General features: G+C 73.1%; 22 protein-coding genes. 9 read left to right on the top strand and 13 right to left on the bottom strand.

What is annotated here, in order from left to right; genetic code table 11:
- Positions 1-41: 41 nt before the first annotated feature.
- Both alaS and tsaD read right to left on the bottom strand, forming a co-directional pair.
- On the bottom strand, positions 42-2,687 hold the full coding sequence (gene alaS / locus ACIPXM_RS28095) for an alanine--tRNA ligase (RefSeq protein ID WP_401660868.1): 2,646 nt from the start codon (positions 2,685-2,687) through the stop codon (positions 42-44).
- 67 nt (positions 2,688-2,754) lie between these two features.
- Positions 2,755-3,825 (bottom strand): tRNA (adenosine(37)-N6)-threonylcarbamoyltransferase complex transferase subunit TsaD, encoded by a 1,071-nt coding sequence (tsaD, locus tag ACIPXM_RS28090; protein ID WP_401660865.1) that lies wholly within the window; start codon positions 3,823-3,825, stop codon positions 2,755-2,757.
- A gap of 265 nt (positions 3,826-4,090) precedes the next feature.
- On the opposite strand from tsaD, the gene ACIPXM_RS28085 reads away from it, so the two are divergent.
- Positions 4,091-4,855: a methylmalonyl-CoA mutase family protein gene (locus tag ACIPXM_RS28085; protein ID WP_401660862.1), complete on the top strand. Its 765-nt coding sequence runs from the start codon at positions 4,091-4,093 to the stop codon at positions 4,853-4,855.
- A 222-nt stretch (positions 4,856-5,077) separates the two neighbouring features.
- A complete protein-coding gene (locus tag ACIPXM_RS28080) occupies positions 5,078-5,677 on the top strand; it encodes a class I SAM-dependent methyltransferase (RefSeq protein WP_401660860.1) in 600 nt (199 codons plus the stop codon).
- Positions 5,678-5,731: 54 nt separating this feature from the next.
- Here the strand turns inward: ACIPXM_RS28080 and ACIPXM_RS28075 are convergent, their stop codons facing one another.
- On the bottom strand, positions 5,732-6,787 hold the full coding sequence (locus ACIPXM_RS28075) for a biotin/lipoate A/B protein ligase family protein (RefSeq protein ID WP_401660857.1): 1,056 nt from the start codon (positions 6,785-6,787) through the stop codon (positions 5,732-5,734).
- Positions 6,788-6,915: 128 nt separating this feature from the next.
- On the opposite strand from ACIPXM_RS28075, the gene ACIPXM_RS28070 reads away from it, so the two are divergent.
- Positions 6,916-7,791: an inositol monophosphatase family protein gene (locus ACIPXM_RS28070; protein WP_401660854.1), complete on the top strand. Its 876-nt coding sequence runs from the start codon at positions 6,916-6,918 to the stop codon at positions 7,789-7,791.
- Between the two features lie 118 nt (positions 7,792-7,909).
- The gene (locus tag ACIPXM_RS28065; RefSeq protein ID WP_401660851.1) at positions 7,910-9,331 is read left to right on the top strand and encodes a phytoene desaturase family protein; all 1,422 of its coding nucleotides are present in this window, start codon (positions 7,910-7,912) and stop codon (positions 9,329-9,331) included.
- Between the two features lie 36 nt (positions 9,332-9,367).
- On the opposite strand, the gene ACIPXM_RS28060 is transcribed toward ACIPXM_RS28065, so the two are convergent.
- Entirely contained in the window at positions 9,368-11,134 is a 1,767-nt protein-coding gene (locus ACIPXM_RS28060; RefSeq protein ID WP_401660848.1) for a tetratricopeptide repeat protein, read from the bottom strand.
- Between the two features lie 142 nt (positions 11,135-11,276).
- On the opposite strand from ACIPXM_RS28060, the gene ACIPXM_RS28055 reads away from it, so the two are divergent.
- From ACIPXM_RS28055 to ACIPXM_RS28045, 3 genes are all read left to right on the top strand, one after another.
- Complete coding sequence (locus ACIPXM_RS28055) at positions 11,277-11,849, top strand: O-acetyl-ADP-ribose deacetylase (protein ID WP_401660845.1); 573 nt, start codon at positions 11,277-11,279, stop codon at positions 11,847-11,849.
- A gap of 75 nt (positions 11,850-11,924) precedes the next feature.
- Positions 11,925-13,475 carry an AlkA N-terminal domain-containing protein gene (locus ACIPXM_RS28050; protein WP_401660842.1) on the top strand — a complete coding sequence of 517 codons (1,551 nt, stop codon included), beginning with the start codon at positions 11,925-11,927 and terminating at the stop codon, positions 13,473-13,475.
- 28 nt (positions 13,476-13,503) lie between these two features.
- Positions 13,504-14,013 carry a methylated-DNA--[protein]-cysteine S-methyltransferase gene (locus tag ACIPXM_RS28045; protein ID WP_401660840.1) on the top strand — a complete coding sequence of 170 codons (510 nt, stop codon included), beginning with the start codon at positions 13,504-13,506 and terminating at the stop codon, positions 14,011-14,013.
- A gap of 13 nt (positions 14,014-14,026) precedes the next feature.
- Here the strand turns inward: ACIPXM_RS28045 and ACIPXM_RS28040 are convergent, their stop codons facing one another.
- The gene (locus ACIPXM_RS28040; RefSeq protein ID WP_401660837.1) at positions 14,027-14,743 is read right to left on the bottom strand and encodes an SIR2 family NAD-dependent protein deacylase; all 717 of its coding nucleotides are present in this window, start codon (positions 14,741-14,743) and stop codon (positions 14,027-14,029) included.
- 64 nt (positions 14,744-14,807) lie between these two features.
- Between ACIPXM_RS28040 and ACIPXM_RS28035 the strand changes: the two genes are divergently transcribed.
- Positions 14,808-15,011 (top strand): type II toxin-antitoxin system VapB family antitoxin, encoded by a 204-nt coding sequence (locus ACIPXM_RS28035; RefSeq protein WP_401660834.1) that lies wholly within the window; start codon positions 14,808-14,810, stop codon positions 15,009-15,011.
- Between the two features lie 55 nt (positions 15,012-15,066).
- On the opposite strand, the gene ACIPXM_RS28030 is transcribed toward ACIPXM_RS28035, so the two are convergent.
- Together ACIPXM_RS28030 and ACIPXM_RS28025 are read right to left on the bottom strand one after the other, a co-directional pair.
- On the bottom strand, positions 15,067-15,564 hold the full coding sequence (locus tag ACIPXM_RS28030) for an NUDIX domain-containing protein (RefSeq protein ID WP_401660831.1): 498 nt from the start codon (positions 15,562-15,564) through the stop codon (positions 15,067-15,069).
- Positions 15,565-15,592: 28 nt separating this feature from the next.
- A complete protein-coding gene (locus tag ACIPXM_RS28025; protein ID WP_401660828.1) occupies positions 15,593-17,341 on the bottom strand; it encodes a BCCT family transporter in 1,749 nt (582 codons plus the stop codon).
- Between the two features lie 112 nt (positions 17,342-17,453).
- Here ACIPXM_RS28025 and ACIPXM_RS28020 point away from each other — a divergent pair, with 112 nt between their 5' ends.
- Positions 17,454-18,602: a glycerate kinase gene (locus ACIPXM_RS28020; protein ID WP_401660826.1), complete on the top strand. Its 1,149-nt coding sequence runs from the start codon at positions 17,454-17,456 to the stop codon at positions 18,600-18,602.
- Between the two features lie 243 nt (positions 18,603-18,845).
- Here the strand turns inward: ACIPXM_RS28020 and pssA are convergent, their stop codons facing one another.
- The 6 genes from pssA to ACIPXM_RS27990 all read right to left on the bottom strand — a co-directional run bounded on the left by pssA (position 18,846) and on the right by ACIPXM_RS27990 (position 25,313).
- Positions 18,846-19,724, bottom strand: a complete 879-nt coding sequence (pssA, locus tag ACIPXM_RS28015; protein ID WP_401660964.1) for a CDP-diacylglycerol--serine O-phosphatidyltransferase — start codon at positions 19,722-19,724, stop codon at positions 18,846-18,848.
- Positions 19,717-20,373, bottom strand: coding sequence for a phosphatidylserine decarboxylase (locus ACIPXM_RS28010; RefSeq protein WP_401660823.1), 657 nt, complete (start codon positions 20,371-20,373; stop codon positions 19,717-19,719). The genes pssA and ACIPXM_RS28010 overlap by 8 nt, the downstream gene beginning before the upstream one ends.
- A 169-nt stretch (positions 20,374-20,542) precedes the next feature.
- Positions 20,543-21,748, bottom strand: coding sequence for an acyl-CoA dehydrogenase family protein (locus ACIPXM_RS28005; protein ID WP_401660820.1), 1,206 nt, complete (start codon positions 21,746-21,748; stop codon positions 20,543-20,545).
- A 3-nt stretch (positions 21,749-21,751) separates the two neighbouring features.
- Positions 21,752-22,264: a MaoC family dehydratase gene (locus ACIPXM_RS28000; RefSeq protein ID WP_401660817.1), complete on the bottom strand. Its 513-nt coding sequence runs from the start codon at positions 22,262-22,264 to the stop codon at positions 21,752-21,754.
- Positions 22,265-22,269: 5 nt separating this feature from the next.
- A complete protein-coding gene (locus ACIPXM_RS27995) occupies positions 22,270-23,244 on the bottom strand; it encodes an HpcH/HpaI aldolase/citrate lyase family protein (RefSeq protein WP_401660815.1) in 975 nt (324 codons plus the stop codon).
- The gene (locus ACIPXM_RS27990) at positions 23,241-25,313 is read right to left on the bottom strand and encodes a protein meaA (protein WP_401660812.1); all 2,073 of its coding nucleotides are present in this window, start codon (positions 25,311-25,313) and stop codon (positions 23,241-23,243) included. Before ACIPXM_RS27990 ends, ACIPXM_RS27995 begins: the two co-directional genes overlap by 4 nt.
- Positions 25,314-25,319 lie beyond the last annotated feature (6 nt).

The raw sequence follows: 25,319 nt of genomic DNA, 5'->3' as shown, positions 1-25,319 counted from the left end.
GGTCCTGGGCCGCCGCCCGAACGGGCGGCGGCCCAGGACCGCTAGCGCTCGCCGATCACCCGGGGCAGCTTCGCGAGCGTGCCCTCGACCCGCTCGGCGGCCAGCCCGCCGCCCTGGGCCAGCTCGGCCGAGCCGCCGCCGCGACCGCCGAGCAGCCGCTTGACCAGCGCGGCCGCGTCCAGGCCCACCGCGTGGGCGGCCTTGTTCAGGGCGACGACGACCACACCCGCCGCCGTGCCGACGCCGACCGCGCCGGGCACGCCAGCCGGGAGCCGGTCGCGGACGGCGCCGGCCAGCGCCCGCGCCTCGTCCGCGCCGCCCTCGGCGGTGGCGGTGACGACCTGGACACCGGCCGCGTCGACGGCCCGCCCGGCGAGCTCGGCGGCCCGGGCGGTGGTCGCCCGCTGCCTGAGCCGGGCGTTCTCCCGGTCGGCGGCCTTCAGCCGGTCCAGAAGACCGGTGATCTTCTCGGGGAGTTCGGCGCGCGGCGCGCCGAGCTGCTCGGCGATCCGGGCCACCAGGTCGCGCTCCCGGGCCAGATAGCCGAAGCCCTCGATGCCGACGGCGGCCTCAAGCCGCCGCATCCCGGCGCCGACGGACGACTCCGAGGTCAGGGCCACGGTGCCGATCTGCGAAGCGTGCTCGACATGGGTGCCACCGCACAGCTCGCGCGACCAGGCGCCGCCGATCTCGACGACCCGGACCTTCTCGCCGTACGTCTCGTCGAACAGCGCCAGCGCGCCGAGCTCCTTGGCCTCCGGCAGCGTCATCCAGCGCACCCCGACCGGCAGGTCGCGGCGCAGCGCGCGGTTGGCGGCCTCCTCGACCTCCGAGCGGACCGCCGGGCCGAGCGCGCCGCGCCACGGGAAGTCGAGCCGCAGGTGGCCGGGCCGGTTGTAGGAGCCGGACTGCAGGGCGGTGGGGCCGAGGATCTCGCGGAGCGCGGCGTGCAGGACGTGGGTGCCGGAGTGGGCCTGCCGGGCGCCGAGCCGCCACTCGGCGTCGACGGCCGCGTGGACCGTGTCGTCGGCGGCCAGTTCGCCCGCGGTGATCCGCACCTGGTGGACGACGAGACCGGGCAGCGGCCGCTGCACGTCGATGACCTCGGCCTCCGCCGAGGCGGCGGACAGCAGACCGGCGTCGCTGTCCTGGCCGCCGGACTCGGCGTAGAACGGGGTGCGGTCCAGGACGACGGACACGATGTCGCCGGTCCGCGCCACCGGTACGGGCCCGGCCGCGCCGATCAGGGCGAGGACGCGGGACTCGGTGGTCAGCGTCTCCCAGGCCCGCCAGTCCGTCGGCCCGTGCGCGTCCAGGACGGCGCGCAGCGCGCCGGTGTCGGTGGCACCGCCGGACTTGCGGGCCCTGGCGTCGGTGCGGGCCCGCTCGCGCTGGGCGTTCATCAGCGCGGTGAAGCCGTCCCGGTCGACCTCGACGCCCTGCTCGGCGGCCATCTCCAGGGTGAGGTCGACGGGGAAGCCGTACGTGTCGTGGAGCAGGAACGCCTGCGCGCCCGGCAGCGAACGCCCGCCGTCCGCCTTGACCTTGGCGACGGCCGTGTCGAGGACGGTGGTGCCCTGCTTGAGGGTGGCGCGGAAGGCGTCCTCCTCGCCGTACGCCTGGTCGGAGATCCGGGCGAAGGAGGCGACGACCTCCGGGTAGGACGGGGCCATGCAGTCGCGGGCGGCGGGCAGCAGCTCCGGCAGAGCGCGGTCGTGGAAGCCGAGCTGGCGCATGGCCCGCACCGAGCGGCGCAGGATGCGGCGGAGCACATAGCCGCGGCCCTCGTTGCCGGGGGCGGTGCCGTCGGCGAGGAGCATCAGGGCGGTGCGGACGTGGTCGGCGACGACCCGGAGCCGTACGTCGGCGGTCGCGTCGGCCCCGTACCGTACGCCCGCGAGCTCGGCGGCCCGGTCCAGGACCGGCCGGGTCTCGTCGATCTCGTACAGGTTGTCGACGCCCTGGAGCAGGGTGGCCATCCGCTCCAGACCCATGCCGGTGTCGATGTTGCGGCGGGGCAGCTCGCCGAGGATCGGGTAGCCGGACTTGCCGGTGCCCGCCCCGCGCTCGTACTGCATGAAGACGAGGTTCCAGAACTCCATGTACCGGTCCTCGTCGACGGCGGGACCGCCCTCGCGGCCGAGCGCCGGACCCCGGTCGTAGTACAGCTCCGAGCAGGGGCCGCAGGGTCCTGGCACACCCATGGACCAGAAGTTGTCCTCGTCGCCGCGCTCGACGATCCGGGCGTCGGGCAGCCCGGCGACCTCGCGCCAGATGCCGCGGGCGTCGGTGTCGGAGTGGTGGACGGTCACCCAGATCTTCTCCGGGTCGAGCCCGTAGCCGCCCTCGGCCTGCGGCCTGGTGGACAGGTCCCAGGCGAAGGCGATGGCTTCTTCCTTGAAGTAGTCCCCGAACGAGAAGTTGCCGTTCATCTGGAAGAACGAGCCGTGCCGGGTGGTCCTGCCGACCTCTTCGATGTCCAGGGTCCGCACGCACTTCTGCACGCTGGTCGCCCGCTCCCAGGGCGGTGCGGCCTCGCCGGTGAAGTACGGCTTGAACGGCACCATCCCGGCGTTGACGAACAGCAGCGTCGGGTCGGGGGTGGGCAGCGGCGCGCTGGGGACGACGGTGTGGCCGCGGGCGGCGAAGTGGTCCAGGAAGCGCTGGCGGATCTCGGCGGTACGCAAGGTTCTCAACTCTCCGGTCGGAGGACGCTGGGGGAGACGGGGGCGGATCGGCCCGGTCCTGTGGGCCTCAGGCGGCCCGCACCGGGGGCGCCGCCGCCGGGTTCAGGGAGGCGTACTCCAGCGGCGCGGACGGGTCGATGGAGACGTCGAGCGGCGCGGGCTCGGCCCCGGCGCGTACGAGGAGGTCGCCGACGGCCGCGATCATGGCGCCGTTGTCCGTGCACAGGGTCATCGGCGGCACCCGCAGCTCGACCCCGGCGGCCGCGCACCGCTGCTCGGTCAGGGCGCGGACCCGGGAGTTCGCGGCCACCCCGCCGACCACGATCAGCGTCTTCACGTCGTACGCGGCGCAGGCGGCGAGCGCCTTGCGGCTCAGCACGTCGGCGACGGCCTCCTGGAGCGCGGCGGCGCCGTCCGCCACCGGCACCTCGGCGCCCTGGAGACGGTGCTTCTCGACCCAGCGGGCGGCGGCCGTCTTCAGGCCGGAGAAGGAGAAGGCGTACGGGTCGTCCCCGGGCCGGGTCAGCGGGCGCGGCAGGGCCACGGCGCGCGGGTCGCCGTCCCGGGCCGCCCGGTCGATCGCGGGCCCGCCCGGATAGGGGAGGCCGAGGATCCGGGCGACCTTGTCGAAGCATTCGCCGGCCGCGTCGTCGAGGGTGTCGCCGAGGTGCAGGATCGGCTCGCGCACCAGGTCCCGGACGAGCAGCAGGGAGGTGTGGCCGCCGGAGACGATCAGGACGACGCACGGGGTGGGCAGCGGGCCGTGCTCCAGGGTGTCGGCGGCGACGTGCCCGGCCAGGTGGTGCACCCCGTACAGCGGCACCCCGGCCGCGTACGCGAGGGTCTTCGCCCCGGCCAGCCCGACCTGGAGCGCGCCGGACAGGCCGGGTCCGGTGGTCACGGCGACCGCGTCGATCTGGCCGAGCCGCAGCCCGGCCTGACCGAGTGCCTCGCGGACGACCGGGTTGAAGGACTGGAGGTGCGCGCGGGCGGCGATCTCGGGCACGACGCCGCCGTAGCGTGCGTGCTCGTCCATGCTCGACGCCACGACGTGCGCGAGGCGCTTTCCGTCCCGCACGATCCCCGCGCCGGTCTCGTCGCACGACGACTCGATCCCGAGCACCACTGGTCCGCTCATCGGCCTTCTCTCCTTCTGCGTGCAGACTGCAACTGCAATATATGTGCAATAAGGGGACGGGTGTCGGGGCGGGGAGGGCCGCCGGTCCCGGTTCGCCGGACCTGGTTCGCCGGACCCGGGGCGGGCAGGAATCGGCGAGACCCCGCCCGCCGTCTGGACGCGGCGGGCGAAAAGCCGGATGTTGCTCAGCGGGCAGGTCTCGCGCGCGACCGCGACGACCCGGAGCACCATCGCCAGGGACCGCCAGGGACACACAGGTGATCGGATGAGACCAGTCACGCGGAACACGTGGAGCGGGCGGAGCGCGGGGAGTGCGCGGAGCACGTGGCTCGGGCGGAACGCGCGGGGTGCTCGGGGCGCCGCCGAGCTGTCGGTCGCCTTCGACTGGCCCAGCCGGATGGGCATCGACAGCGATTCCCCGCGGGCGCGCGGTCTGGTGGGGATCGGGGGGACGGCCGTCGACTCCATCGACGACATGCGGATCCTCTTCGGCGGGGTCCCGCTGCGGGGTGTCTCCACCCGGCTGACGATCGACACACCGGGCGTCGCCCTGCTCCTCCTCTACCACCTGGTGCAGGAGGAACAGGGCCGGGCGATCCGGCGGTGCTCGGTGCTGCTGCGGAGCGCGGGACGGGCCGGGGCGGACGAGGACCGGCTGATCGCCCGGGTGGTCCGCTTCGGCGCGGCGGAGGGCATCCGGATCTCGCTCGCCACCCCCGGCTCCGTGCCCGCCCCCGAGTCCTGGCCGCTGGATCTTCCCGCGGCTCCCGAACCCCCGTCACCGGCGGCGCTGCGACAGGCCGAACGGCTGGCGAAGCTGCGGGCCTGGCGCTGCCACGAGCGGGTCGACGCCGCCCTCGGCCTGCTGCGCGGGGCAGCCGAGGCGGACGGGGCCGGTCTGCCCGCGATGCGCGCCGCGCTCGCGACCGGAGCGACGATCGGCGAGGTGTCCACGGTGCTGCGGGCCGCCCGCGCGGCGGCGGCCCGTACCGCGCACCGCTCGGGCGGGCGGGCCGGGCCACCGCCCTGAGCCACCGTCCCTTCACCCGGATTTTCCCCGGCGGATCTTCTCCCGCATCCCTTCGGCTTGAGGCGTCGCCGGTATAGCCTTTCGGGAAGCGCGGCGCGGCGCCCACAGCGGTCTCCGCGTGCCTTCACCGCGGAGAAGCCGTCGTGCGCTCCAGCAGTAACCCGTTTCCACGCGGTGTCGTTTCCCCTTCACGCAACACAACGCAAGAGAAGGCGGTCGTCGATGCCCGGCACGGAATCCTCCGACTACACCCAGCGCCTCGCCCGGCTGGAGACCTCGGGGATCAAGCGCTTCCTGCCCACTCAGGCCCCCTACCGGTGGAATCTGAAGCGGCTCGGGCTCGGCCGGGTGCTGGACGTCGGGTGCGGGCTCGGCCGGAACCTGCTGAACTGCGGACCGGACAGCGTCGGCGTCGACCACAACCCCACCTCGGTGGCCACCTGCCGGGACCGCGGCCTCACCGCCTACACCCCGGACGAGCTGTCCGAGGCCCCGGACTGCGGGCCGGGCTCCTTCGACAGCCTGCTGTGCGCCCACGTCCTGGAGCACATGGACGAGACGCTGGCGCAGTCGGTCCTGGAGGAGTACCTGCCGCTGGTGAAGCCCGGTGGTTCGGTCGTCCTCATCTGTCCGCAGGAGGCCGGGTACAAGACCGACGCCACCCACGTCCGCTTCGTCGACTTCGACGGGATGCGCGTCCAGGCCGAGAAGGCCGGGCTGACGGTCGAGCGCTCCTACTCGTTCCCGTTCGCCCGCTCGGTCGGCAAGGTCTTCCCCTACAACGAGTTCGTCCTCGTCGCCCGCGCCCCGTCGGCGGCCTGACCCCCAGGACCCGGGGCCGTAGGGCCCTTACGGCCCTTACGGCCCTTACGGCCCCTACGGCACCCGCGCCGTCCACTCCGCCGTCGCGAACTTGGTCCCGGCCAGCTCCTCGGCCAGCGCCATCTCCTCCGTCGTGATCCGCCCCTCCGACAGCCCGTAACGGCCGCGGAAGGAGCTGATCATGCGGTCGATGACGGCCTCCCGGGGGAGGCCGGTCTGGCGGCGGAGCGGGTCGACGCGCTTCTTCGCGCTCTTCGTGCCCTTGTCGGAGAGCTTCTCGCGGCCGATGCGGAGCACCTCGGTCATCTTGTCGGCGTCGATGTCGTACGCCATCGTCACGTGGTGCAGCACCGCGCCCGCGCCCGCGACCATCCGCTTCTGCGCCGCCCCGGCGATCTTCCCGGCGTCCGTGGCGATGTCGTTCAGCGGCTGGTACCAGGCTTTCACCCCCATGTCGCCGAGGGCCCCGAGCACCCAGTCGTCGAGATACGCGTAGCTGTCGGTGAACGACAGGCCCTGCACGAGGGCGTCGGGCACCGACAGCGAGTACGTGATGGTGTTGCCCGGCTCGATGAACATGGCGCCGCCGCCGCTGATCCGGCGCACCACCTCGATGCCGTGCCGCTCGGCCGCCGCCGGGTCCACCTCGTTGCGCAGCGACTGGAAGCTGCCGATGACCACGGCGGGGGAGCCCCACTCCCACACCCGCAGCGTCGGCGGCCGCCGTCCGGCGGCCACCTCGGCGGTCAGCACCTCGTCGAGCGCCATGTGCAGCGCGGGCGACTGCGGGGCCTCGTGGATCAGCTGCCAGTCGTAGTCCGTCCAGTCCGTGGCGTGCGCGAGCGCGCGGCGGACCGCGACCCCGATGCCCTCCGTGGTCAGCCCGAACATCTCGGTGCCCGGCGGCAGCGCCTGGTCGATGCGGGCCGCGAGACCGGCGGCGTCCGTGTCGGCGGGGGCACCTTCGAGGGCCCGGTCGATCGCCAGGATCGCCTCGTCGGGTTCGAGGAAGAAGTCGCCCGCGACGCGGACCCGGCGCAGCACGCCGTCCGCCACGTCGAGGTCGACGACGACCAGCTTGCCGCCCGGAACCTTGTACTCGCCGTGCATCGGCGCTCCCTGGATGTTTGCGGGTGAACGTGATCAAAGGGTACGCGTGGCCCCGGGGTCGTCCGCCGGTTATCCACAGGTCGCCGCAGCGCCTCCGCGATGTCAGACGGGTGTGGTGGGATGGACGCATGACCGAACGAACCGTGACCGGACCTAGCCCGAGGGTGACCCCTATCGACGACTTCCTGGCCCATGTCCTCGCCGGAAACACCACCGAGGTCGAGGAGGCGGTCCGCAAGGCCGCCGCGGTCGAGATCATGCCGCGCTTCCGGCAGCTCGACGCCGACCAGATCGTCGAGAAGAACGGGCCGCACGACCTCGTCACCGTCGCCGACCGCGCCGCCGAGGCCCATCTGACCGCCTCCCTCACCGCCCTGCTGCCCGGCTCCGTGGTGGTCGGCGAGGAGGCCGTGCACGCCGACCCGGCGGTGTACGAGGCACTGCGGGGCGACGCCCCGGTGTGGATCGTCGACCCCGTCGACGGCACCCGCCAGTTCGTCCGCGGCGAAGCCGGCTTCTGCACCCTGGTCGCCCTGGCGCTGCGCGGCGAGATCCTCGCCTCCTGGACCTACGCCCCGGTGCTCGACCAGTTCGCCGTCGCCGTCCGCGGCCACGGCGCCACGCTGAACGGTGCGCCGATACGGTCGGGGGCGCCCGCCCCCGGCGCGACCCTCGAGGTCGCCACCTCGCACCCCGACTACACCACCCCCGACCAGAAGCGCGCCCTGCTCGGCCTGCGCACCGAGGGTGTCGCCCCGCGCCCCTGCGGCTCGGCGGGCCTGGAGTACCTGGCGATCGCCCGCGGTGAGCTCGACGCCGTCGCCTTCTCCTGGGAGTACGCCTGGGACCACGCGGCGGGCCTGCTGCTCGTCGCCGAGGCGGGCGGCGCGGACGTGACCGTGGACGGCGAGCCGTTCCGCATCACCGGCGGCAACGCGCTGCCCTTCACCGCGGCCAGGGACGCGGCCACCGCCGCCCGGGTGCGGACGTTGCTCGCGGGCTAGACATGGGCCCGGGGCCCCGGGAGGGGCCCTGGCCGGTCCCGCGTGGGGGCGCTTAAGTCCCGTACGGGGCCGGGAATATGCTGGGACCCTTGGCCGTCGGCTGACGAAGGAGTCCGAGGTGCCGTCGATGCTCGATGCCGTCGTCGTGGGGGCGGGACCCAATGGACTGACCGCCGCCGTGGAGCTCGCCCGGCGCGGATTCTCGGTCGCGGTCTTCGAGGCGAAGTCCACCGTCGGCGGCGGCGCCCGCACGGAGGAGCTCACCCTCCCCGGCTTCCACCACGACCCCTGCTCCGCCGTGCACCCGCTGGGCATCGGCTCGCCCGTCTTCCGGTCGATGCCGCTCGCCCGGCACGGCCTGGAGTGGCTGCACCCCGAGCTGCCCATGGCGCACCCCTGGGACGACGGCACCGCGGCCGTCCTCTCCCGCTCGGTCGCCGAGACCGCCGCCTCGTTCGGACCGCGCGACGCGGGCGCGTACCGGCGGCTCGTCGAGCCCTTCCTCGGCCGCTGGGACAGCCTCGCCCGCGACTTCATGCAGCTGCCGCTGACCGCGCTGCCGCGCGACCCGGTCACCCTCGCCCGGTTCGGCCTCACCGGGCTGCCGCCGTCCACCTGGCTGATGCGCCGCTTCCGCGACGAGAAGGCGCAGGCCCTGTTCGCGGGCCTGGTCGGCCATGTCATCGCCCCGCTCGACGGCTTCGCCACCGGCGCCGTCGGCCTGGTCTTCGCGCTCGCCGCGCACGCCAACGGCTGGCCGCTGCCCCGGGGCGGCTCCCAGTCGATCTCCGACGCCCTCACCGCGTACCTGACGGAACTCGGCGGCACCGTCCACACCGACTTCGAGGTCAAGCGGCTCGACGACCTGCCGCCCGCCCGCGCCTACGTCTTCGACACCTCACCGACCGCCCTCGCCCGGATCGCCGGGCTCGGCGCCGCCTACGACGGCTACCGCTACGGCGCCGCCGCCTTCAAGATCGACTACGCCCTGTCGGGGCCCGTGCCCTGGACCGCGGCGGCCGCCCGCCGGGCCGGTACCGTGCAGATCGGCCCCACCCGAGGCGACATCGCCACCGCCCTCGACCAGGCGTCCTCCGGCACCGCGCCCGCCGCCCCGTTCCTCATCACCGCCCAGCCCAGCCTGGTCGACCCCGGCCGCGCCCCCGAGGGCAAGCACGTCTTCTGGGCCTACGGCCACGTCCCCAACGGCTGGCGCGGCGACCTCACCGACGCCATCGAGCGCCAGATCGAGCGCTTCGCGCCCGGCTTCCGCGACCTCGTCCTCGCCCGCGCCACCGCGGGCCCGCCCGAACTCGCCGAACGCAACGCCAACTACATCGGCGGCGACATCGCCTGCGGCGCCGCCCGCGGTCTGCAACTGCTGCTGCGCCCCAAGCTGTCCCTGCTGCCCTACCACACGCCCCACCCGGCGGTCTTCCTCTGCTCCTCGGCCACCCCGCCGGGACCCGGCGTGCACGGCATGTCCGGCCACAACGCGGCCAAGGCGGTCTGGCGCCGCCTGCGCACCCCCGCGCGGTAGGCCCCGGCCGCCACGTCCAGGCCGCCGCGCCCCGGCTCAGCGCCGCAGCTCGGCGGCCGCCCGCTTCACCTTGCGGGCCTCGGCGCGCCGGCCGTGCTTGCGGTGGTACCAGGCCAGCCAGTCCAGGGACTCCGCGAGGGACCCGACGTCGTCGCTGGGATGGTGCGGGCCACGCATCTCGAACAGCAGGTCCAGGGCCTCCATCGTGGGCGCGAGGACCTCGTCGTCGCGGCCCGTGCGCGCCAGGCGCAGGGCGAGATTGCCGAGCGCGTGGCACATCCCGTACCGGTATCTCCCCGGCGCGTCCGCGCGCAGCCTGCGGTAGACGGCCACGACCTCACGGGCCGCGCGCAGCGCGTCCTCGTGACGGTCCATGTCGGTGAGCCGGATGCCCAGGTTGTTCAACCCCCGGGCGAGACCGTGCAGATGGGTGTCCGGATCCCGATCCACCAGGGCGCGGTAGAGGACGACGGCCTCCTGGGCGGGCGCGAGCGCCTCCGCGTGGCGGCCGAGGGCGGCGAGCCTGCTGCCCAGGCTGTCGAGCACATCGGCCAGCACCGGACGGAGCCGCTCGGGCGCGACACCGAGGTGCCGCCGGTAGAGGCGCGCCGCCTCGTCGACGGCGCCGAACGCCTCCGGGTGCCGGCCGCGCCAGCTCTCCGTCAGACCCAGATTGTGCAGCGTACGGGCCAGGGCAAGGGCCGCCCTCGGGTCGCCCGGGGCGTGCGCCTCGCACAGTCCGACCGCGTCGCGCAGGGTCGCGGCGGCGAGATCGAGACTCCCGGCCGCGACGAGCCCCAGGGCCTGGTCGTTCAGCCGGTGCACCCGCTGGAGCGCGTCCGGGGCGATCGGCTCAGGACGCCGGGCCCCCGCGCCCGCCCCTGTCCCCGCTCCGGCGCCCGCCCCAGGGGCGGTGGCGGTACGGAGCGGCTCGCGCCGGAACCGGCCGTCCGGGGTGACCGAGGTGCCGTGGCTCCGCAGCACCGAGTCCATCGCCCGCAGCACCCCCGGATCCGCCGCCGCCAGCGACTGCCGCAGGGCCTGGGCCTCCGCCACGAACGGGGCGGTCTCCGCCGAGCGCCCGAGCTGGTCGAGCTCCCGGACGAGGGCGAGCAGGGTGGCGTAGTGCTGGCCGGGATCGGCGGACCGGGCAGCCCGCCCGGACCCCGAAGCCCCGGCGATCCCACCCGCCCCACCCACCCCACCGGCCCCGGCCCGGAACAGCTCGACCGCCTCGCGGAGCGTGACGACCGCCTCGTCCTTGCGGTCCATCTCGCCGAGCTTGATGCCCAGATCCGCGAGCGCCGACGCGAGCCCCGCCGCGTCGGCCGACCGGCGGCGGATCGCGACCGCCTCCCTGATCAGCTCCAATGCCTCGGCGTGCTGCCCCAGCTCCGCCAGCTGATTGCCCAGATTGGTCAGCGCGAGCGCCAGGTCCGGCAGCTGCCCGGGGTCGCGCCGGGCCGCCGCCCGCAGCAGCCCCACGGCCTCACGGGCGGGCGGCAGCGCCTCCGCCCGGCGGCCGAGCAGCCCGAGCAGCAGCGCCCGCTGCCCCAGGGCCGCGGCGAGCCCTGGCCCGTGCTCCGCCGGATCGCGGGCGGCGAGCGTACGGAAGTGCTCCACCGCCTCCCCGAGCACCACCGTCGCCTCGGCGTACCGCCCGGGGTCCTCCGTCAGCAGCCCGACGAGCCCGTGCAGGCAGACCAACAGCCGCGGCAGGTACCGCTCCGGGTCGGCGCCCGCCCGTGACCGCAGCTCGTCCGCGTCCCGCCGCACCTCGGCCAGCAGCCGCTCGTCCACCACGCCAAGCCCCCCCGCCCGGCCCCGGCCGCCCCGAGGCCCCGCCTCCTCCCACGCCACCCGCGCCCACCCGGTTCCCGGTCCGCCCCGGGGCGAGCACGCGAAATCGGGAGACGTAACCCGCCGACGACGGGACGATGGAGGCATGAGCAGCCGCCCGGGCGTCCACCGCCCCGAGATCGTCCTCGCCTTCGGCGACATCACCGACCAGGACACCGACGTCATCGTCAACGCCGCCAACTCCTCGCTGCTCGGCGGCGGCGGGGTCGACGGCGCGATCCACCGGGCGGGCGGGCCCGCGATCCTCGCCGAGTGCCGCGCGCTCCGCGCCGGACACTACGGCCGCGGGCTGCCCACCGGCCAGGCCGTCGCGACCACGGCGGGGGAGCTCGCCGCCCGCTGGGTGGTGCACACGGTCGGCCCGGTCCACAGCCGCGACGAGGACCGGACCGCGCTGCTCGCGTCCTGCTACCGCGAGTCGCTGCGGGTCGCCGCCGAGCTGGGGGCCGAGACCGTCGCCTTCCCTGCCGTCTCCACCGGCATCTACGGCTGGCCCATGGACGACGGGGCCCGCGTCGCCCTCCGCACCGTTCTCACGGAGACGGCGGCGCCGGTGCGCGAGGTGCGGTTCGTGCTGTTCGACGAGCACGCGTACACGACCTTCGTCCGCGCCCTGGCGGAGACGCGGGCGGCAGCCGACGGACGCGAGGGCGCGTGACCCGGTCCGAGGCCGAGCGACCTTGATGTCGTTTTTCCGCCAGCCCGAGCCGGGCCCGTCGCCCATCCTTGAGTCATGCACACCGACACCGAGCGCTGTCTGCGGGCCGTGCGGTCGAAGGACGCCCGCTTCGACGGCGTCTTCTTCACCGCCGTCCGCACCACCCGGATCTACTGCCGCCCCAGCTGCCCGGTCGTGCCGCCCAAGCCGGAGAACATGGAGTTCCACCCGACGGCCGCCTCCTGCCAGCGGGCCGGGTTCCGCGCCTGCAAGCGCTGCCGCCCCGACACCAGCCCGGGCTCCTCGCAGTGGAACGCGCGGGCCGACGCCGTCGCCCGGGCCGTCCGGCTGATCCAGGACGGCGTGGTGGACCGCGAGGGCGTGCCCGGCCTCGCCGCCCGGCTCGGCTACTCCAGCCGCCAGATCGAGCGCCAGCTCCTCGCCGAACTCGGCGCGGGACCGCTCGCGCTCGCCCGCGCCCAGCGGGCGCAGACCGCGCGGGTGCTCATCGAGACCACCGGGATGCCGATGGCCGAGATCGCCTTCGCCGCCGGATTCGCCTCGATCCGCACCTTCAACGACACCGTCCGCGAGGTCTTCGCGCTGACCCCCGGCGAACTCCGCGACCGCGCGGACCGGGCCGGGCGCCGGGACCGTACCGGACGCGCCCCCGGCACTCCCGCACCCACGTCCACGCCCCCGTCCGGGTCGGCGTCCCCGTCCGCGGCTCCGTCCGCGCCCGGCGTGATCACCCTGCGGCTGCCGTTCCGGACCCCGCTCAACCCCTCCAACCTCTTCGGCCACCTCGCCGCGACCGCCGTCCCCGGCGTCGAGGAGTGGCGCGACGGCGCCTACCGCCGCACGCTCGCCCTCCCGTACGGGCACGGCATCGTCGCCCTCTCCCCGCGCCCCGACCACATCCACTGCCGGCTCGCGCTCACCGACCCGCGCGACCTCACCCACGCCATCAGCCGCTGCCGCCGCCTGCTCGACCTCGACGCCGACCCGGTCGCCGTCGACGAACAGCTGCGCGCCGACCCGCTGTTCGCGCCGCTGATCGACGCCGGTCCCGGCCGCCGGGTGCCGCGGACCGTCGACGCCGCCGAGTTCGCCGTACGGGCGGTGCTCGGCCAGCAGGTGTCCACGGCCGCCGCCCGCACCCACGCGGCCCGCCTCGTCACCGCGTACGGGCAGCCGGTCGACGACCCCGAGGGCGGCCTCACCCACCTGTTCCCTGGCCCCGAGGCGCTGTCCGGGCTCGACCCCGAGACCCTGGCCATGCCCCGCAGCCGCCGCACCACCCTGCTGAGCCTCGTCACGGCGCTCGCCGACGGCACGCTCGCGCTCGGCCCCGAGAGCGACTGGGACGAAGCCAGGGCCCGGCTGCTCGCGCTGCCCGGCTTCGGGCCCTGGACCACCGAGATCATCGCGATGCGGGCGCTCGGCGACCCCGACGCGTTCCTCCCCGGCGACCTCGGGGTCCGCCGCGCCGCCGAACAGCTCGGCCTGCCCGCCACCCCGGCCGCGCTCACCGCCCGCGCCGCCGCCTGGCGGCCCTGGCGGGCCTACGCGGTCCAGTACCTGTGGGCCACCGACGCCCACCCCATCAACCACCTCCCCGCGTAACGACCTCCCCGCGTAAGGAACTCCGACCATGTCACCCACCGTCCGCCACACGGTCGTGGACAGCCCCTACGAGCCGCTGACCCTGGTCGCCGTCGACGGCGTCCTCAGCCGTGTGCACATGACCGACCAGCGCCACCGCCCCGCCGAGGACACCTTCGGCGAGCCCGACCCGCGCCCCTTCACCGAGACCGTGCGCCAGCTCGACGCCTACTTCGCGGGCGAACTCACCACGTTCGACCTGCCGTTGCACCTCATCGGCACCCCGTTCCAGCTCCGCGTCTGGGACCAGCTCTGCCGCATCCCGTACGGGGAGACCCGGACGTACGGCGAACTCGCCGAGGCCCTCGGCAGCCCCGGCGCCTCCCGCGCGGTCGGCCTCGCCAACGGCAAGAACCCGGTCAGCATCATCGTCCCCTGCCACCGGGTGATCGGCGCGGGCGGCGGCCTCACCGGCTACGGCGGCGGCCTCAGCCGCAAACAGCGCCTGCTGGCCTTCGAGTCGGGCGCACCGGAAGCGGACGCGGGCACACTGTTCTGAGCGAACCGGCCGGTCACCGCAGCCGCTCCAGGAGCGCGGGCAGTGCCGTGCCGATCGGCTCGCGGACGAGTTCGTCGGCGACCGGGTCGTACGGCGTGGGCTCGGCGTTCACGATGATCAGGCGGGCGCCGTGCTCGGCCGCGAGGCCGGCGAGGGAGGCGGCCGGCTGGACCTGGAGGCTGGTGCCGACGGCGATGAAGACGTCCGCCGCCTTCGCGATCGACATCGCGTCACCGAGCACCACCGGGTCGAGCCGCTGCCCGAACATCACCGTCGCCGACTTCAGGATGCCGCCGCACTCCCGGCACGCCGGATCGGCCTCGCCCGCCGTGACCCGCGCCAGGGCCTCGTCCATCGAGGAGCGCGCGTGGCACCCCGTGCACACCACCGACCGCGCGGAGCCGTGCAGTTCGAGCACCTTGCGCTCGGGCACCCCGGCCGCCTGGTGGAGGCCGTCCACGTTCTGGGTGATCACCCGCAGCGCGTTGCCGGTCCGCTCGTACGCGGCGACCGCGTGGTGCGCCGCGTTCGGCTCGGCCCGCAGCACCGGGCCGTCGAGCCGCATCCGCCAGGAGCGGCGGCGGATCTCCGGGTCGGCCATGTAGGGCCCGTAGGTGACGAGCCGCTCCGCGTCGGGGTCGCGGGTCCACACCCCGTTCGGGCCCCGGTAGTCCGGGATGCCCGAGTCCGTGGAGATACCGGCTCCGCTGAGAATCGCCACCATCGTCATACGGCGAGCGTAGGCGGGCCGCACGGCCTCCCGCGAGCGGATTGCCGGGTGCTAGGTTCCCGGCATGGCGAAGGTCAACATCACCCTCGACGCCGAACTCGTGGTCGAGGTCATGGTCCTGTCCGGCATCGGGAGCCCCCAGGACGCGGTCGAGGCGGTGGTCCGCGACTACATCGCGCACGGCCACCGCACCGAGGCCCGGGTCGCCGCCCGCGAGGAACCGCGCGACAAGGACGGACTCAACCCGCCCGCCCCCGAACACGGCTGAGCCACGGGCCCCGGCGCCGCCCCGGACACCGCGCGCCCGGCCGTACCCGTACCCCTCAGCGCGCCGGGCGCCCGTCCTCCAGCTCCACCGGGCCCCGCCCGTCCGCGAGCGCGCCCAGCGCGGCGACCGTCCGCAGACCCAGACTGCCCGGGAGGTACCCGGGCAGCTCGGCGGGCTCGACGAGCCGCCAGGAGAGCAGCTCCTCCTCCTGCAGCCGGATCGCCTTGAGCCGCTCGTCGGACAGCACCCCGCCGTCGTACAGGTACGCCACGATCGGCGGCCGGGCCGTGCTCCGCACCCAGTCGACGGCGAGCAGCGCGCCCAGCTCCACGTCCAGGCCGATCTCCTCGGCCGTCTCGCGCCGCGCCGCCTGCCGCGGCGTCTCGCCGGTGTCCGACTCCACCGTGCCGCCCGGCAGCGCCCAGCCCTCGCGGTAGTTGGGCTCGACGATCAGGACGCGGCCCGCCGCGTCCCGGAAGAGGGCGGCGGCCCCGGCGAGGATCCGGGGCAGGCTCGCGATGTACGTGGCGTAGTCGGGCGTCGGAGTCGTCATCCCGTCACCTTAGGGGGTGTCCCGCCGCTCACTCCTCACCCGAGCCCGAGCCCGACCCGGATCCGGACCCCGACCCCGAGCCCGGCCCGGACCCCGGCCCCGACCCCGGCCCCGAGTCCGCCTCCGTCCGGGACCTCGCCGCCCGGCGCAGCCGGTGGTGGCGGACCGTGCCCTGCTCGGTGATCGCGTCGCCGACCATCGCCCGTACCGCGTCCCGCACACCGTGCAGCGCGTGGTGCCGGGCCGGGCCCGCGCCCGGGTCCTCGCGCAGTTCCTTGAGCAACGCCCAGCACAGCCCCAGCATCACGAGCACGAAGGGCAGGGCCACCAGGATCGTCGCCGTCTGCAGCGAGTTCAGGCCGCCCGCGACGAGCAGCACCGCGGCCACCGCCGCCATCAGCACACCCCAGGTGACCACCAGCCAGGTCGGCGGGTGCAGCGCGCCCCGGCTGGTCAGCGAACCCATCACCAGGGACGCCGAGTCGGCGCTGGTCACGAAGTACGTCATGACGAGCAGCATGGCGATGTACGAGGTGATGGTGCCGATCGGCAGCGCGTCCAGCATCGCGAACAGCGACGCCTCCGCGCCGTCCTTCACCGCGCTCGCCAGGTCCGCCTCGCCCGTCGAGTCCAGCCGGATCGCGGTGCCGCCCATCACGCAGAACCAGATCACCGTCGCGCCCGAGGGCACCAGCAGCACCCCGAAGAGGAACTCGCGCACCGTCCGGCCGCGCGAGATCCGGGCGATGAAGGTGCCGACGAACGGCGCCCAGGACAGCCACCACGCCCAGTAGAAGATCGTCCAGGCGCCCAGCCAGGCCCGGTCCGAGAAGGCCCCGGTGCGGCTCGCCATCGGCAGCAGCTGGTGCAGATAGCCGCCGACCGAGGCCGGGATGGTGTCGAGGATGTAGACGGTCGGGCCGAGCAGGAAGACGAACAGCATCAGACAGGCGGCCAGCACGATGTTCACCGTGGACAGCCACTTCACGCCCTTGTGCAGCCCGGAGAACGCCGAGAGCACGAACGCCCCCGAGAGCACCACGATGATGATCAGCTCGGTGCTGGTGGAGTCCTCGATGCCGGTGGTGATGTTCAGGCCCTCCGCCACCTGGAGCGCGCCGAGCCCGAGGCTGGTCGCGGTGCCGAAGACGGTCGCGAACACGGCCAGCAGGTCGATGGCCTTGCCCGGCCAGGACCGGGCCCGCCGCTCGCCCATCAGCGGCACGAACGCGGCGCTCAGGGTGTTGCCGCGGCCCTTGCGGAAGCCCGCGTACGCGAGCGCGAGGCCCGCCATGCCGTAGATCGCCCACGGGGTCAGCGTCCAGTGGAAGAACGAGTACTCCAGTGCCGTCCGCGCCGCCGCCCCGGTCTGCGGCTCGACGCCGCTGGCCGGCGGCGGGTTCAGATAGTGCTGGAGCGGCTCACCGACCCCGTAGAACATCAGGCCGATGCCCATGCCCGCGCTGAACATCATCGCGATCCACGCGAGGTTGGTGAACTCCGGCTCCGAGTCGTCCGCGCCGAGCCTGATCCGGCCGAAGCGGCTGAGCGCGATCACCACGCACAGCACAAGGAAGATGTCGGCCGCCGTGACGAACAGCCAGGCGAAGTCGGCGAGGACCCAGCGCAGGGCCGCGGAGGAGGCGTCGTCGAAGGAGCTCTTGCCCAGGGCCGCCCAGCCCACCACCGCGACGACGGCCGCCACCCCGATCCCGATGACCTTCGTATCGGGCCGTGGACCTGGGCTGGGGTTCTGATCGATCGGTTCCGTGCTCATGACGCCCCACTATGGTGGGGAATTTCGTGTTATCCGGGGGTGGCACGCCGTCTTCCGCTACGGATAGGGTCGGCCTCGGCGCGACTGCACGTTCGAAAGCAAGGGATGCAAGGTGACGGACGGAGCAGGAGAGGTCGCGACGGTGCTCGTCGCGGCCGACAAGTTCAAGGGCTCGCTCACGGCCGTACAGGTCGCGGAGCGGGTCACGGCCGGGCTGCGACGGGTCGTCCCGGGGCTGGCGGTCGAGACACTGCCGGTCGCCGACGGCGGCGACGGCACGGTGGCCGCGGCCGTCGCGGCCGGGTTCGAACGGCGTGAGGTCACCGTCTCCGGGCCGCTCGGCGAGCCCGTGACCGCGGCGTACGCGCTGCGCGGGAGCACGGCCGTGGTGGAGATGGCGGAGGCGTCCGGCCTCCAGCTGCTCCCGGCGGGCGTCTTCGCGCCGCTGACCGCGACCACGTACGGCTCCGGCGAGCTGCTGCGCGCCGCGCTCGACGCGGGCGCCACCTCGATCGTCTTCGGTGTGGGCGGCAGCGCCACCACCGACGGCGGCGCCGGGATGCTGGCCGCGCTCGGTGCCCGCTTCCTGGACGCCCAAGGGGCCCCGGTCGGCCCCGGCGGCGGCGCCCTCGCCGGGCTCGCCTCGGCCGATCTGTCGGGCGTCGACCCGCGCTTCGCCGAGGTCGAGTTCGTGCTCGCCAGCGACGTGGACAACCCGCTGACCGGCCCCAAGGGCTGCGCGGCCGTGTACGGCCCGCAGAAGGGCGCCACGCCCGATGACGTGGCGACCCTGGACGCGGCGCTCGCGCACTACGCCCAGATCCTGGAGAAGGCGATCGGGCCCAAGGCGGCCGAGCTCGCCGCGTCCCCGGGCGCGGGCGGCGCGGGCGGCATCGGCTACGGCGCGCTGCTGCTCGGCGCGAGCTTCCGGCCCGGCATCGAGCTGATGCTGGACGTGCTCGGCTTCGCGCCCGCGCTCGACCGGGCCACCCTGGTGATCACCGGTGAGGGCTCGCTCGACGAGCAGACCCTGCACGGCAAGGCCCCGGCGGGCGTCGCCGCGGCGGCCCGCGCGGCCGGCAAGCCGGTCGTGGCGGTCTGCGGCCGGCTCGCCCTGTCCGCCGACGCCCTCGCGGGCGCCGGGATCTCCCGGGCGTACCCGCTCACCGCCCTGGAGCCCGACCCGGCGAAGTCGATGCCGAACGCGGGCCCGCTCCTGGAGCGCGTCGCCGAGTCGATCGCCCGCGAGCACCTGGCGTAGCCCGTACCCCGCTCACGGACACCCCCGGAGGCCCGCGCAGGGCCCCTGGGGGCAACCGGGGCGGATCGGGGCGGGTCTCCCGGTCCTCCGGCCTTTCCCGGACGCCGGGAAGGTCCCGAGGCCCCCGCACCCGGACACGAAGGACTCCCGTACACGAGGGACCCCCGTACGCGAAAGGGCCCCGGACGTCCAAGACGTCCGGGGCCCTTCCCGTAACACGTACACGAACCGCCGCCGCGCGGGTCAGCGCAGCTGCGCCGCCTCCGCCTCGCGGGCCTCACGGCTCTCGCGGCGGTTGTCGCGGAAGGTGTTCACTCGCCGGGCGGTCGCGAAGAGGGGGATCACGGCGCCCAGCACCACCTGCAGCGCGCAGCCGGTCTGGAGCAGCAGCTGACCACCGGGGGCGTCGAACGCCCAGGCCGCCAGCATGCCCATCGCCCCGACGATCCAGCTGAGCATCGCCACCGCGAGGACACCCCGCGGCTTGGGGTACTCGACCCGGCTCACCATCAGCCACGCCGTGCCGATGATCGCCAGCAGCGTCGGGATGAACGGCAGCTCCAGCAGGATGATGGAGACCACCGTCAGCGCGCCGAAGGGGCTCGGCATGCCCTGGAACATGCCGTCCTTCATCGTCACGCAGGAGAACCGCGCGAGCCTCAGCACCACCGCAAGCAGCACCACGATCGCGGCCACCGCCGAGACCTTCTGGTGGGCGTCGTCCGCGACCATGCCGTACACGAGCACGAAGTACGCCGGGGCGAGGCCGAAGCTGATCAGGTCCGACAGGTTGTCGAGCTCCGCGCCCATCGGCGAGCTGCGCAGCTTGCGGGCCACGATGCCGTCGAAGAGGTCGAAGATCGCCGCGCCGAGCATCAGGATCACCGCGGTCGCGGCGGAGTGCCGCGCCATGCCGGTCTCCACGCCGCTGCCGGTGAGGTGCGGGATGAGGATGCCGGTGGTGGTGAAGTAGACGGCCATGAAGCCACAGGTGGCGTTACCGAGCGTGAGGGCGTCCGCTATGGACAGCCTCAACGACAGCGGCATCTCCTCGGCTTCCTCGGCGGCGTCGGACTCCGCCTCGGCCGCCCAGTCGGCGGCGCGTGTGTCGGGATCAATCACGGTCAATGCGAGTCACCCCCGCGGTCGTGGGCTGGCCGACCTCGACCGCGACCTCGACGCCCTCCGGGAGGTAGATGTCGACGCGCGAGCCGAAGCGGATCAGCCCGATCCGGTCACCCTGCTCGACCTTCGTCCCCTGCGGGAGGTACGGCACGATCCGCCGGGCGACGGCGCCCGCGATCTGGACCATCTCGATGTCGCCGAGCTCCGTGTCGAAGTGCCAGACAACGCGCTCGTTGTTCTCGCTCTCCTTGTTGAACGCGGGCACGAAGCCACCGGGCACGTGCTCCACCGACGTCACCGTGCCGGCCAGCGGCGCACGGTTGACGTGCACGTTCAGCGGGCTCATGAAGATGGCGACGCGGGTGCGTCCGTCCTTCCACGGCATGATGCTCTGCACCACGCCGTCGGCGGGCGAGATGACCCGGCCCTGAGCGATCTCGCGCTCGGGGTCGCGGAAGAACCACAGCATTCCGGCCGCGAGAGCGGTGACCGGGACGGCGACGGCCTTGGCGCGCGTCGACCTGCGCGAGCGCGCGAGGCTCAGCGCCGCGGTGGCGACGGTCGGCAGAAGCCACGGCGATGCTCCGCGTGCGATGCGTACGCCCTTGAGGCTGTCGCGGTGTGCAGAGGTTTGGCTGTGGGGCATGGATGACCTTCGTAGCGGATGATGCCGCGCTGGCAACGGGGGACGGCGGCTTTCCGGCGATGCTATCGGTTGCGGGCCGCAACTGGGCAAGGCGGAAGCCGAGTCGGCGGCCGGAAGCCGAACACAGGGTGTGATCTTCTTCGCGGCCATACCGGCTCAAAAGCGACAATCAACCCTGGAAGCGGTACTCCTCGAGCAGCCGACGACCAATGATCATTTTCTGGATCTCGGCGGTACCTTCACCGATGAGCAGCATCGGCGCCTCGCGGTAGAGACGCTCGATCTCGTACTCCTTGGAGAACCCGTAGCCACCGTGAATACGGAAGGCATCCTCGACGACCTCCTTGCAGTATTCGGAGGCGAGGTACTTCGCCATCCCGGCCTCAAGGTCGTTTCGTTCCCCGGAGTCCTTTTTGCGTGCTGCATTGACCATCATCGCATGGGCGGCCTCGACCTTGGTAGCCATCTCGGCCAGCTTGAACTGAATGGCCTGGTGCTGGGCGATCGGCTTTCCGAAAGTGTGACGTTGCTGGGCATACTGGACGCCGAGTTCGAAAGCACGCTGAGCGACACCGCAACCACGGGCCGCCACGTTCACGCGGCCGACCTCGACGCCGTCCATCATTTGGTAAAACCCTCGCCCGGTGACCCCGCCGAGGACCCGATTGGCCGGAATGCGCAGTCCGTCCATGATGAGTTCGGTCGTGTCGACGCCCTTGTAACCCATCTTCTCGATCTTGCCGGGAATGGTGAGGCCGGGACGCACCTCACCGAAACCGGGCTCCTTCTCGATCAGGAAGGTCGTCATCGACCGGTGCGGGGCCGTCCCCTCCGGGTGTCCTTCGTCACTTCGGACGAGAACGGCGACCAGCGTTGACGTACCGCCGTTGGTCAGCCACATCTTCTGACCGTTCAGGACGTACTCGTCGCCGTCCCTGACCGCCTTCGAGGTGATCGCCGACACGTCCGAGCCGAGCCCCGGCTCCGACATCGAGAAGGCCCCGCGCACCTCGCCGGCCGCCATCCGCGGCAGGAAGTACTCCTTCTGCTCCGCGGTGCCGTGCTGCTTGAGCATGTACGCCACGATGAAGTGGGTGTTGATGATGCCGGACACCGACATCCAGCCGCGCGCGATCTCCTCCACGCACAGCGCGTAGGTGAGCAGCGACTCACCGAGGCCGCCGTACTCCTCGGGGATCATCAGACCGAAGACGCCGAGCTCCTTCAGCCCGTCCACGATCCGCTGCGGGTACTCGTCACGGTGCTCCAGCTCCGTCGCGACCGGAATGATCTCCTTGTCGACGAAGTCCCGCACGGTGGCCAGGATCTCCTGCTGGACGTCGGTCAGGCCGTGCGTCTGGGCGAGTCGCGCCATGGCTTACTTCCCCTGTTCCTTCAGCTCGGGGCGGCCGGGCTGCTCGCCGCCGCGCGCGTCGATGTACTCGGCCGTCGGGACCATCACCTTGCGGCGGAACACGCACACCAGCGTGCCGTCCTGCTTGTAGCCCTTGGTCTCGACGTGGACGATGCCCCGGTCGCTCTTGGACCGCGAGGGCGTCTTGTCCAGGACCGTGGTCTCGCCGTAGATGGTGTCGCCGTGGAAGGTCGGCGCCACGTGCCGCAGCGACTCGATCTCCAGGTTGGCGATCGCCTTCCCGGAGACGTCCGGCACCGACATGCCGAGCAGCAGCGAGTAGACGTAGTTGCCGACGACCACGTTCCGCTTGAAGTCGGTGGTGTTCTCCGCGTAGTTCGCGTCCAGGTGCAGCGGATGGTGGTTCATCGTCAGCAGACAGAAGAGGTGGTCGTCGTACTCGGTGACCGTCTTCCCGGGCCAGTGCTTGTAGACGGCGCCGATCTCGAACTCTTCGTAGGTGCGGCCGAACTGCATGGGACTCAGGCCTCCGGGATCTCGAACGAGCTGGTACGGGTCATCCCGGCGGCCCGGCCCTTGCCGGAGATCACCAGCGCCATCTTGCGCGACGCCTCGTCGATCATCTCGTCGCCGAGCATCGCCGAACCCTTCTTCCCGCCGGCCTCGGACGTGCAGTAGTCGTACGCGTCGAGGATCAGCTCGGCGTGGTCGAAGTCCTCCTGCGAGGGCGAGAAGATCTCGTTCGCCGCGGCGACCTGGTCCGGGTGCAGCACCCACTTGCCGTCGAAACCGAGGGCGGCGGCCCGCTGGGCGACCGCCCGGTAGCCCTCCTGGTTGCGGATCTGCAGGTACGGGCCGTCGATCGCCTGGAGGTTGTTGGCGCGCGCCGCCATCAGGATGCTCATCAGGATGTGGTGGTACGCGTCCGCCGGGTAGCCGGGCGGCTGCTCGCCCACCACAAGGGACTTCATGTTGATCGAGGCCATGAAGTCGGCCGGGCCGAAGATGATGGTCTCCACCCGCTGCGAGGCCCGCGCGATGGCGTTGACCTCGACCAGGCCCTGGGCGTTCTCGATCTGCGCCTCGATGCCGATCTTCCCGACCTCGAAGCCCATGGTCTTCTCGATCTGGGTGAGCAGCAGGTCGAGGGCCACGATCTGCTCGGCGTTCTGCACCTTCGGCAGCATGATGCAGTCGAGGTTCTGCCCGGCGCCCTCGACCACCGTCACCACGTCACGGTAGGTCCAGTGGGTGGTCCAGTCGTTGACCCGCACGACCCGCGTCTTGCCGGTCCAGTCGCCCTCGTTGAGGAACTTCACGATGGTGTGCCGGGCGTCCGGCTTCGCCAGCGGCGCGCACGCGTCCTCCAGGTCGAGGAAGACCTGGTCGGCGGCGAGGCCCTGGGCCTTCTCCAGGAAGCGCGGGTTGGAGCCGGGGACCGCCAGGCAGGAGCGGCGGGGGCGCAGCCGGTTCACGGGGGAAGCAGGGCTGGTCATGCGGGGACCTCCAGGGGGTCGAGCTGGTTCGCTTTGCGGATCTCGTCGACGATACGGCCGATGATCCCGGTGATGCCGAAGTCCTTGGGGGTGAAGACGGCGGCCACGCCGGCCGCCCTGAGCTCCTCGGCGTCGGCGTTCGGGATGATCCCGCCGACGACGACCGGGATGTCGGCCGCGCCCGCCAGGCGCAGCCGGTCGAGCACGTCCGGCACCAGCTGGGCGTGCGAGCCGGACAGGATGGACAGGCCGACCGCGTGCACGTCCTCCTCGACGGCGGCGTCCACGATCTGTTCGGGGGTCAGCCGGATGCCCTGGTAGACCACCTCGAACCCGGCGTCGCGGGCCCGTACGGCGATCTGCTCGGCGCCGTTGGAGTGCCCGTCCAGGCCCGGCTTGCCGACCAGGAAGCGGAGCTTGCCGACGCCCATGTCCCGGGCGGTCAGCTCGACCTTGCGGCGCACCTCGGCGAGCGGCGAGCCCACCTCGGCGGGCACCGCGACCGGCGCCGACGACACCCCGGTCGGGGCCCGGAACTCGCCGAACACCTCGCGCAGCGCCCCGGCCCACTCACCGGTGGTGACACCGGCCCTGGCGCACTCCAGGGTGGCCTCCATCAGGTTCTCGGTGCCCTTGGCGGCCTCCTTCAGCTGGTCGAGGGCCTGCCGGACGGTGGGGAAGACGAACGGGTCGCCGTTGCCCTGCCGGTCGCTGGACTCCTGCCGCTCGGCGCGCCAGCGGGCCAGCGCGGTGACCACCCGGGCCTCGACGGCCGGGTCGACGGTCTGGATCGCGGTGTCCAGGTCCGAGGTGAGCGGGCTGGGCTCGGTGGTCTCGAAGATGTTGACGCCGATGATCTTCTCCTCGCCGGACTCGATCCGGGCCCGCCGCTCGGCGTGCGAGGAGACCAGCTGCGCCTTCAGGTAGCCGGACTCGACGGCGGCCATCGCGCCGCCCATCTCCTGGATCCGCTCGATCTCGGCCAGGCACTCGTCGACCAGGGCGCCCACCTTGGCCTCGATGACGTGCGAACCGGCGAAGATGTCCTCGTACTCCAGGAGGTCCGACTCGTGCGCGAGGACCTGCTGGATGCGCAGCGACCACTGCTGGTCCCAGGGCCGGGGGAGGCCCAGGGCCTCGTTCCAGGCGGGCAGCTGCACGGCACGCGCGCGTGCGTCCTTGGAGAGGGTGACGGCCAGCATCTCCAGGACGATCCGCTGGACGTTGTTCTCCGGCTGGGCCTCGGTCAGACCGAGCGAGTTGACCTGGACGCCGTACCGGAAGCGGCGCTGCTTGGCGTTCTCGATGCCGTACCGCTCCCGGGTGACGGTGTCCCAGATGCGGCCGAAGGCGCGCATCTTGCACATCTCCTCGATGAACCGGACGCCGGCGTTCACGAAGAACGAGATCCGGGCGACGACCTCGCCGAACCGCTCCGGCGGGACCTGGCCCGAGTCGCGGACGGCGTCGAGGACGGCGATCGCGGTGGACATCGCGTACGCGATCTCCTGCACCGGCGTGGCGCCCGCCTCCTGCAGGTGGTAGCTGCAGATGTTGATCGGGTTCCACTTCGGGATGTTGCTGACGGTGTACGCGATCATGTCGGTGGTCAGCCGGAGCGAGGGTCCCGGCGGGAAGACGTGCGTCCCGCGCGAGAGGTACTCCTTGACGATGTCGTTCTGGGTGGTGCCCTGGAGCTGGGTGATGTCCGCGCCCTGCTCCTCGGCGACCACCTGGTAGAGCGCCAGCAGCCACATCGCGGTGGCGTTGATCGTCATCGAGGTGTTCATCTGCTCCAGCGGGATGTCCTGGAACAGCCGCCGCATGTCACCGAGGTGCGAGACCGGCACGCCGACCCGGCCGACCTCGCCGCGGGCGAGGATGTGGTCGGGGTCGTAGCCGGTCTGGGTGGGCAGGTCGAACGCCACCGAGAGACCGGTCTGGCCCTTGGCGAGGTTGCGCCGGTACAGCTCGTTCGACGCCTCGGCCGTGGAGTGGCCGGCATAGGTCCGCATGAGCCACGGCCGGTCCTTCTCCCGCCGCCCCTGCGGATTCTGACGCTCTGTCATGTCGGC

The organism is Streptomyces sp. NPDC090025, from assembly GCF_044748125.1.
Taxonomy (GTDB): domain Bacteria; phylum Actinomycetota; class Actinomycetes; order Streptomycetales; family Streptomycetaceae; genus Streptomyces.
The sequence above is the reverse complement of the archived record's forward strand: the minus strand, read 5'-3'. Positions and strand labels throughout refer to the sequence as shown.

Bases quoted from the DNA above. Each gene is read 5' to 3' on its own strand.
- ACIPXM_RS28035 (WP_401660834.1), top strand. From the start codon at position 14,808: ATGGCGAAGGTCAACATCACCCTCGACGCCGAACTCGTGGTCGAGGTC.
- ACIPXM_RS28045 (WP_401660840.1), top strand. From the start codon at position 13,504: ATGTCACCCACCGTCCGCCACACGGTCGTGGACAGCCCCTACGAGCCG.
- ACIPXM_RS28000 (WP_401660817.1), bottom strand. From the start codon at position 22,264: ATGCAGTTCGGCCGCACCTACGAAGAGTTCGAGATCGGCGCCGTCTAC.
- ACIPXM_RS28010 (WP_401660823.1), bottom strand. From the start codon at position 20,373: ATGCCCCACAGCCAAACCTCTGCACACCGCGACAGCCTCAAGGGCGTA.
- ACIPXM_RS27990 (WP_401660812.1), bottom strand. From the start codon at position 25,313: ATGACAGAGCGTCAGAATCCGCAGGGGCGGCGGGAGAAGGACCGGCCG.
- ACIPXM_RS27995 (WP_401660815.1), bottom strand. From the start codon at position 23,244: ATGACCAGCCCTGCTTCCCCCGTGAACCGGCTGCGCCCCCGCCGCTCC.
- ACIPXM_RS28030 (WP_401660831.1), bottom strand. From the start codon at position 15,564: ATGACGACTCCGACGCCCGACTACGCCACGTACATCGCGAGCCTGCCC.
- ACIPXM_RS28050 (WP_401660842.1), top strand. From the start codon at position 11,925: ATGCACACCGACACCGAGCGCTGTCTGCGGGCCGTGCGGTCGAAGGAC.
- ACIPXM_RS28005 (WP_401660820.1), bottom strand. From the start codon at position 21,748: ATGGCGCGACTCGCCCAGACGCACGGCCTGACCGACGTCCAGCAGGAG.
- ACIPXM_RS28070 (WP_401660854.1), top strand. From the start codon at position 6,916: ATGACCGAACGAACCGTGACCGGACCTAGCCCGAGGGTGACCCCTATC.
- ACIPXM_RS28055 (WP_401660845.1), top strand. From the start codon at position 11,277: ATGAGCAGCCGCCCGGGCGTCCACCGCCCCGAGATCGTCCTCGCCTTC.
- ACIPXM_RS28075 (WP_401660857.1), bottom strand. From the start codon at position 6,787: ATGCACGGCGAGTACAAGGTTCCGGGCGGCAAGCTGGTCGTCGTCGAC.
- tsaD (WP_401660865.1), bottom strand. From the start codon at position 3,825: ATGAGCGGACCAGTGGTGCTCGGGATCGAGTCGTCGTGCGACGAGACC.
- ACIPXM_RS28080 (WP_401660860.1), top strand. From the start codon at position 5,078: ATGCCCGGCACGGAATCCTCCGACTACACCCAGCGCCTCGCCCGGCTG.
- ACIPXM_RS28085 (WP_401660862.1), top strand. From the start codon at position 4,091: ATGAGACCAGTCACGCGGAACACGTGGAGCGGGCGGAGCGCGGGGAGT.
- ACIPXM_RS28040 (WP_401660837.1), bottom strand. From the start codon at position 14,743: ATGACGATGGTGGCGATTCTCAGCGGAGCCGGTATCTCCACGGACTCG.
- ACIPXM_RS28025 (WP_401660828.1), bottom strand. From the start codon at position 17,341: ATGAGCACGGAACCGATCGATCAGAACCCCAGCCCAGGTCCACGGCCC.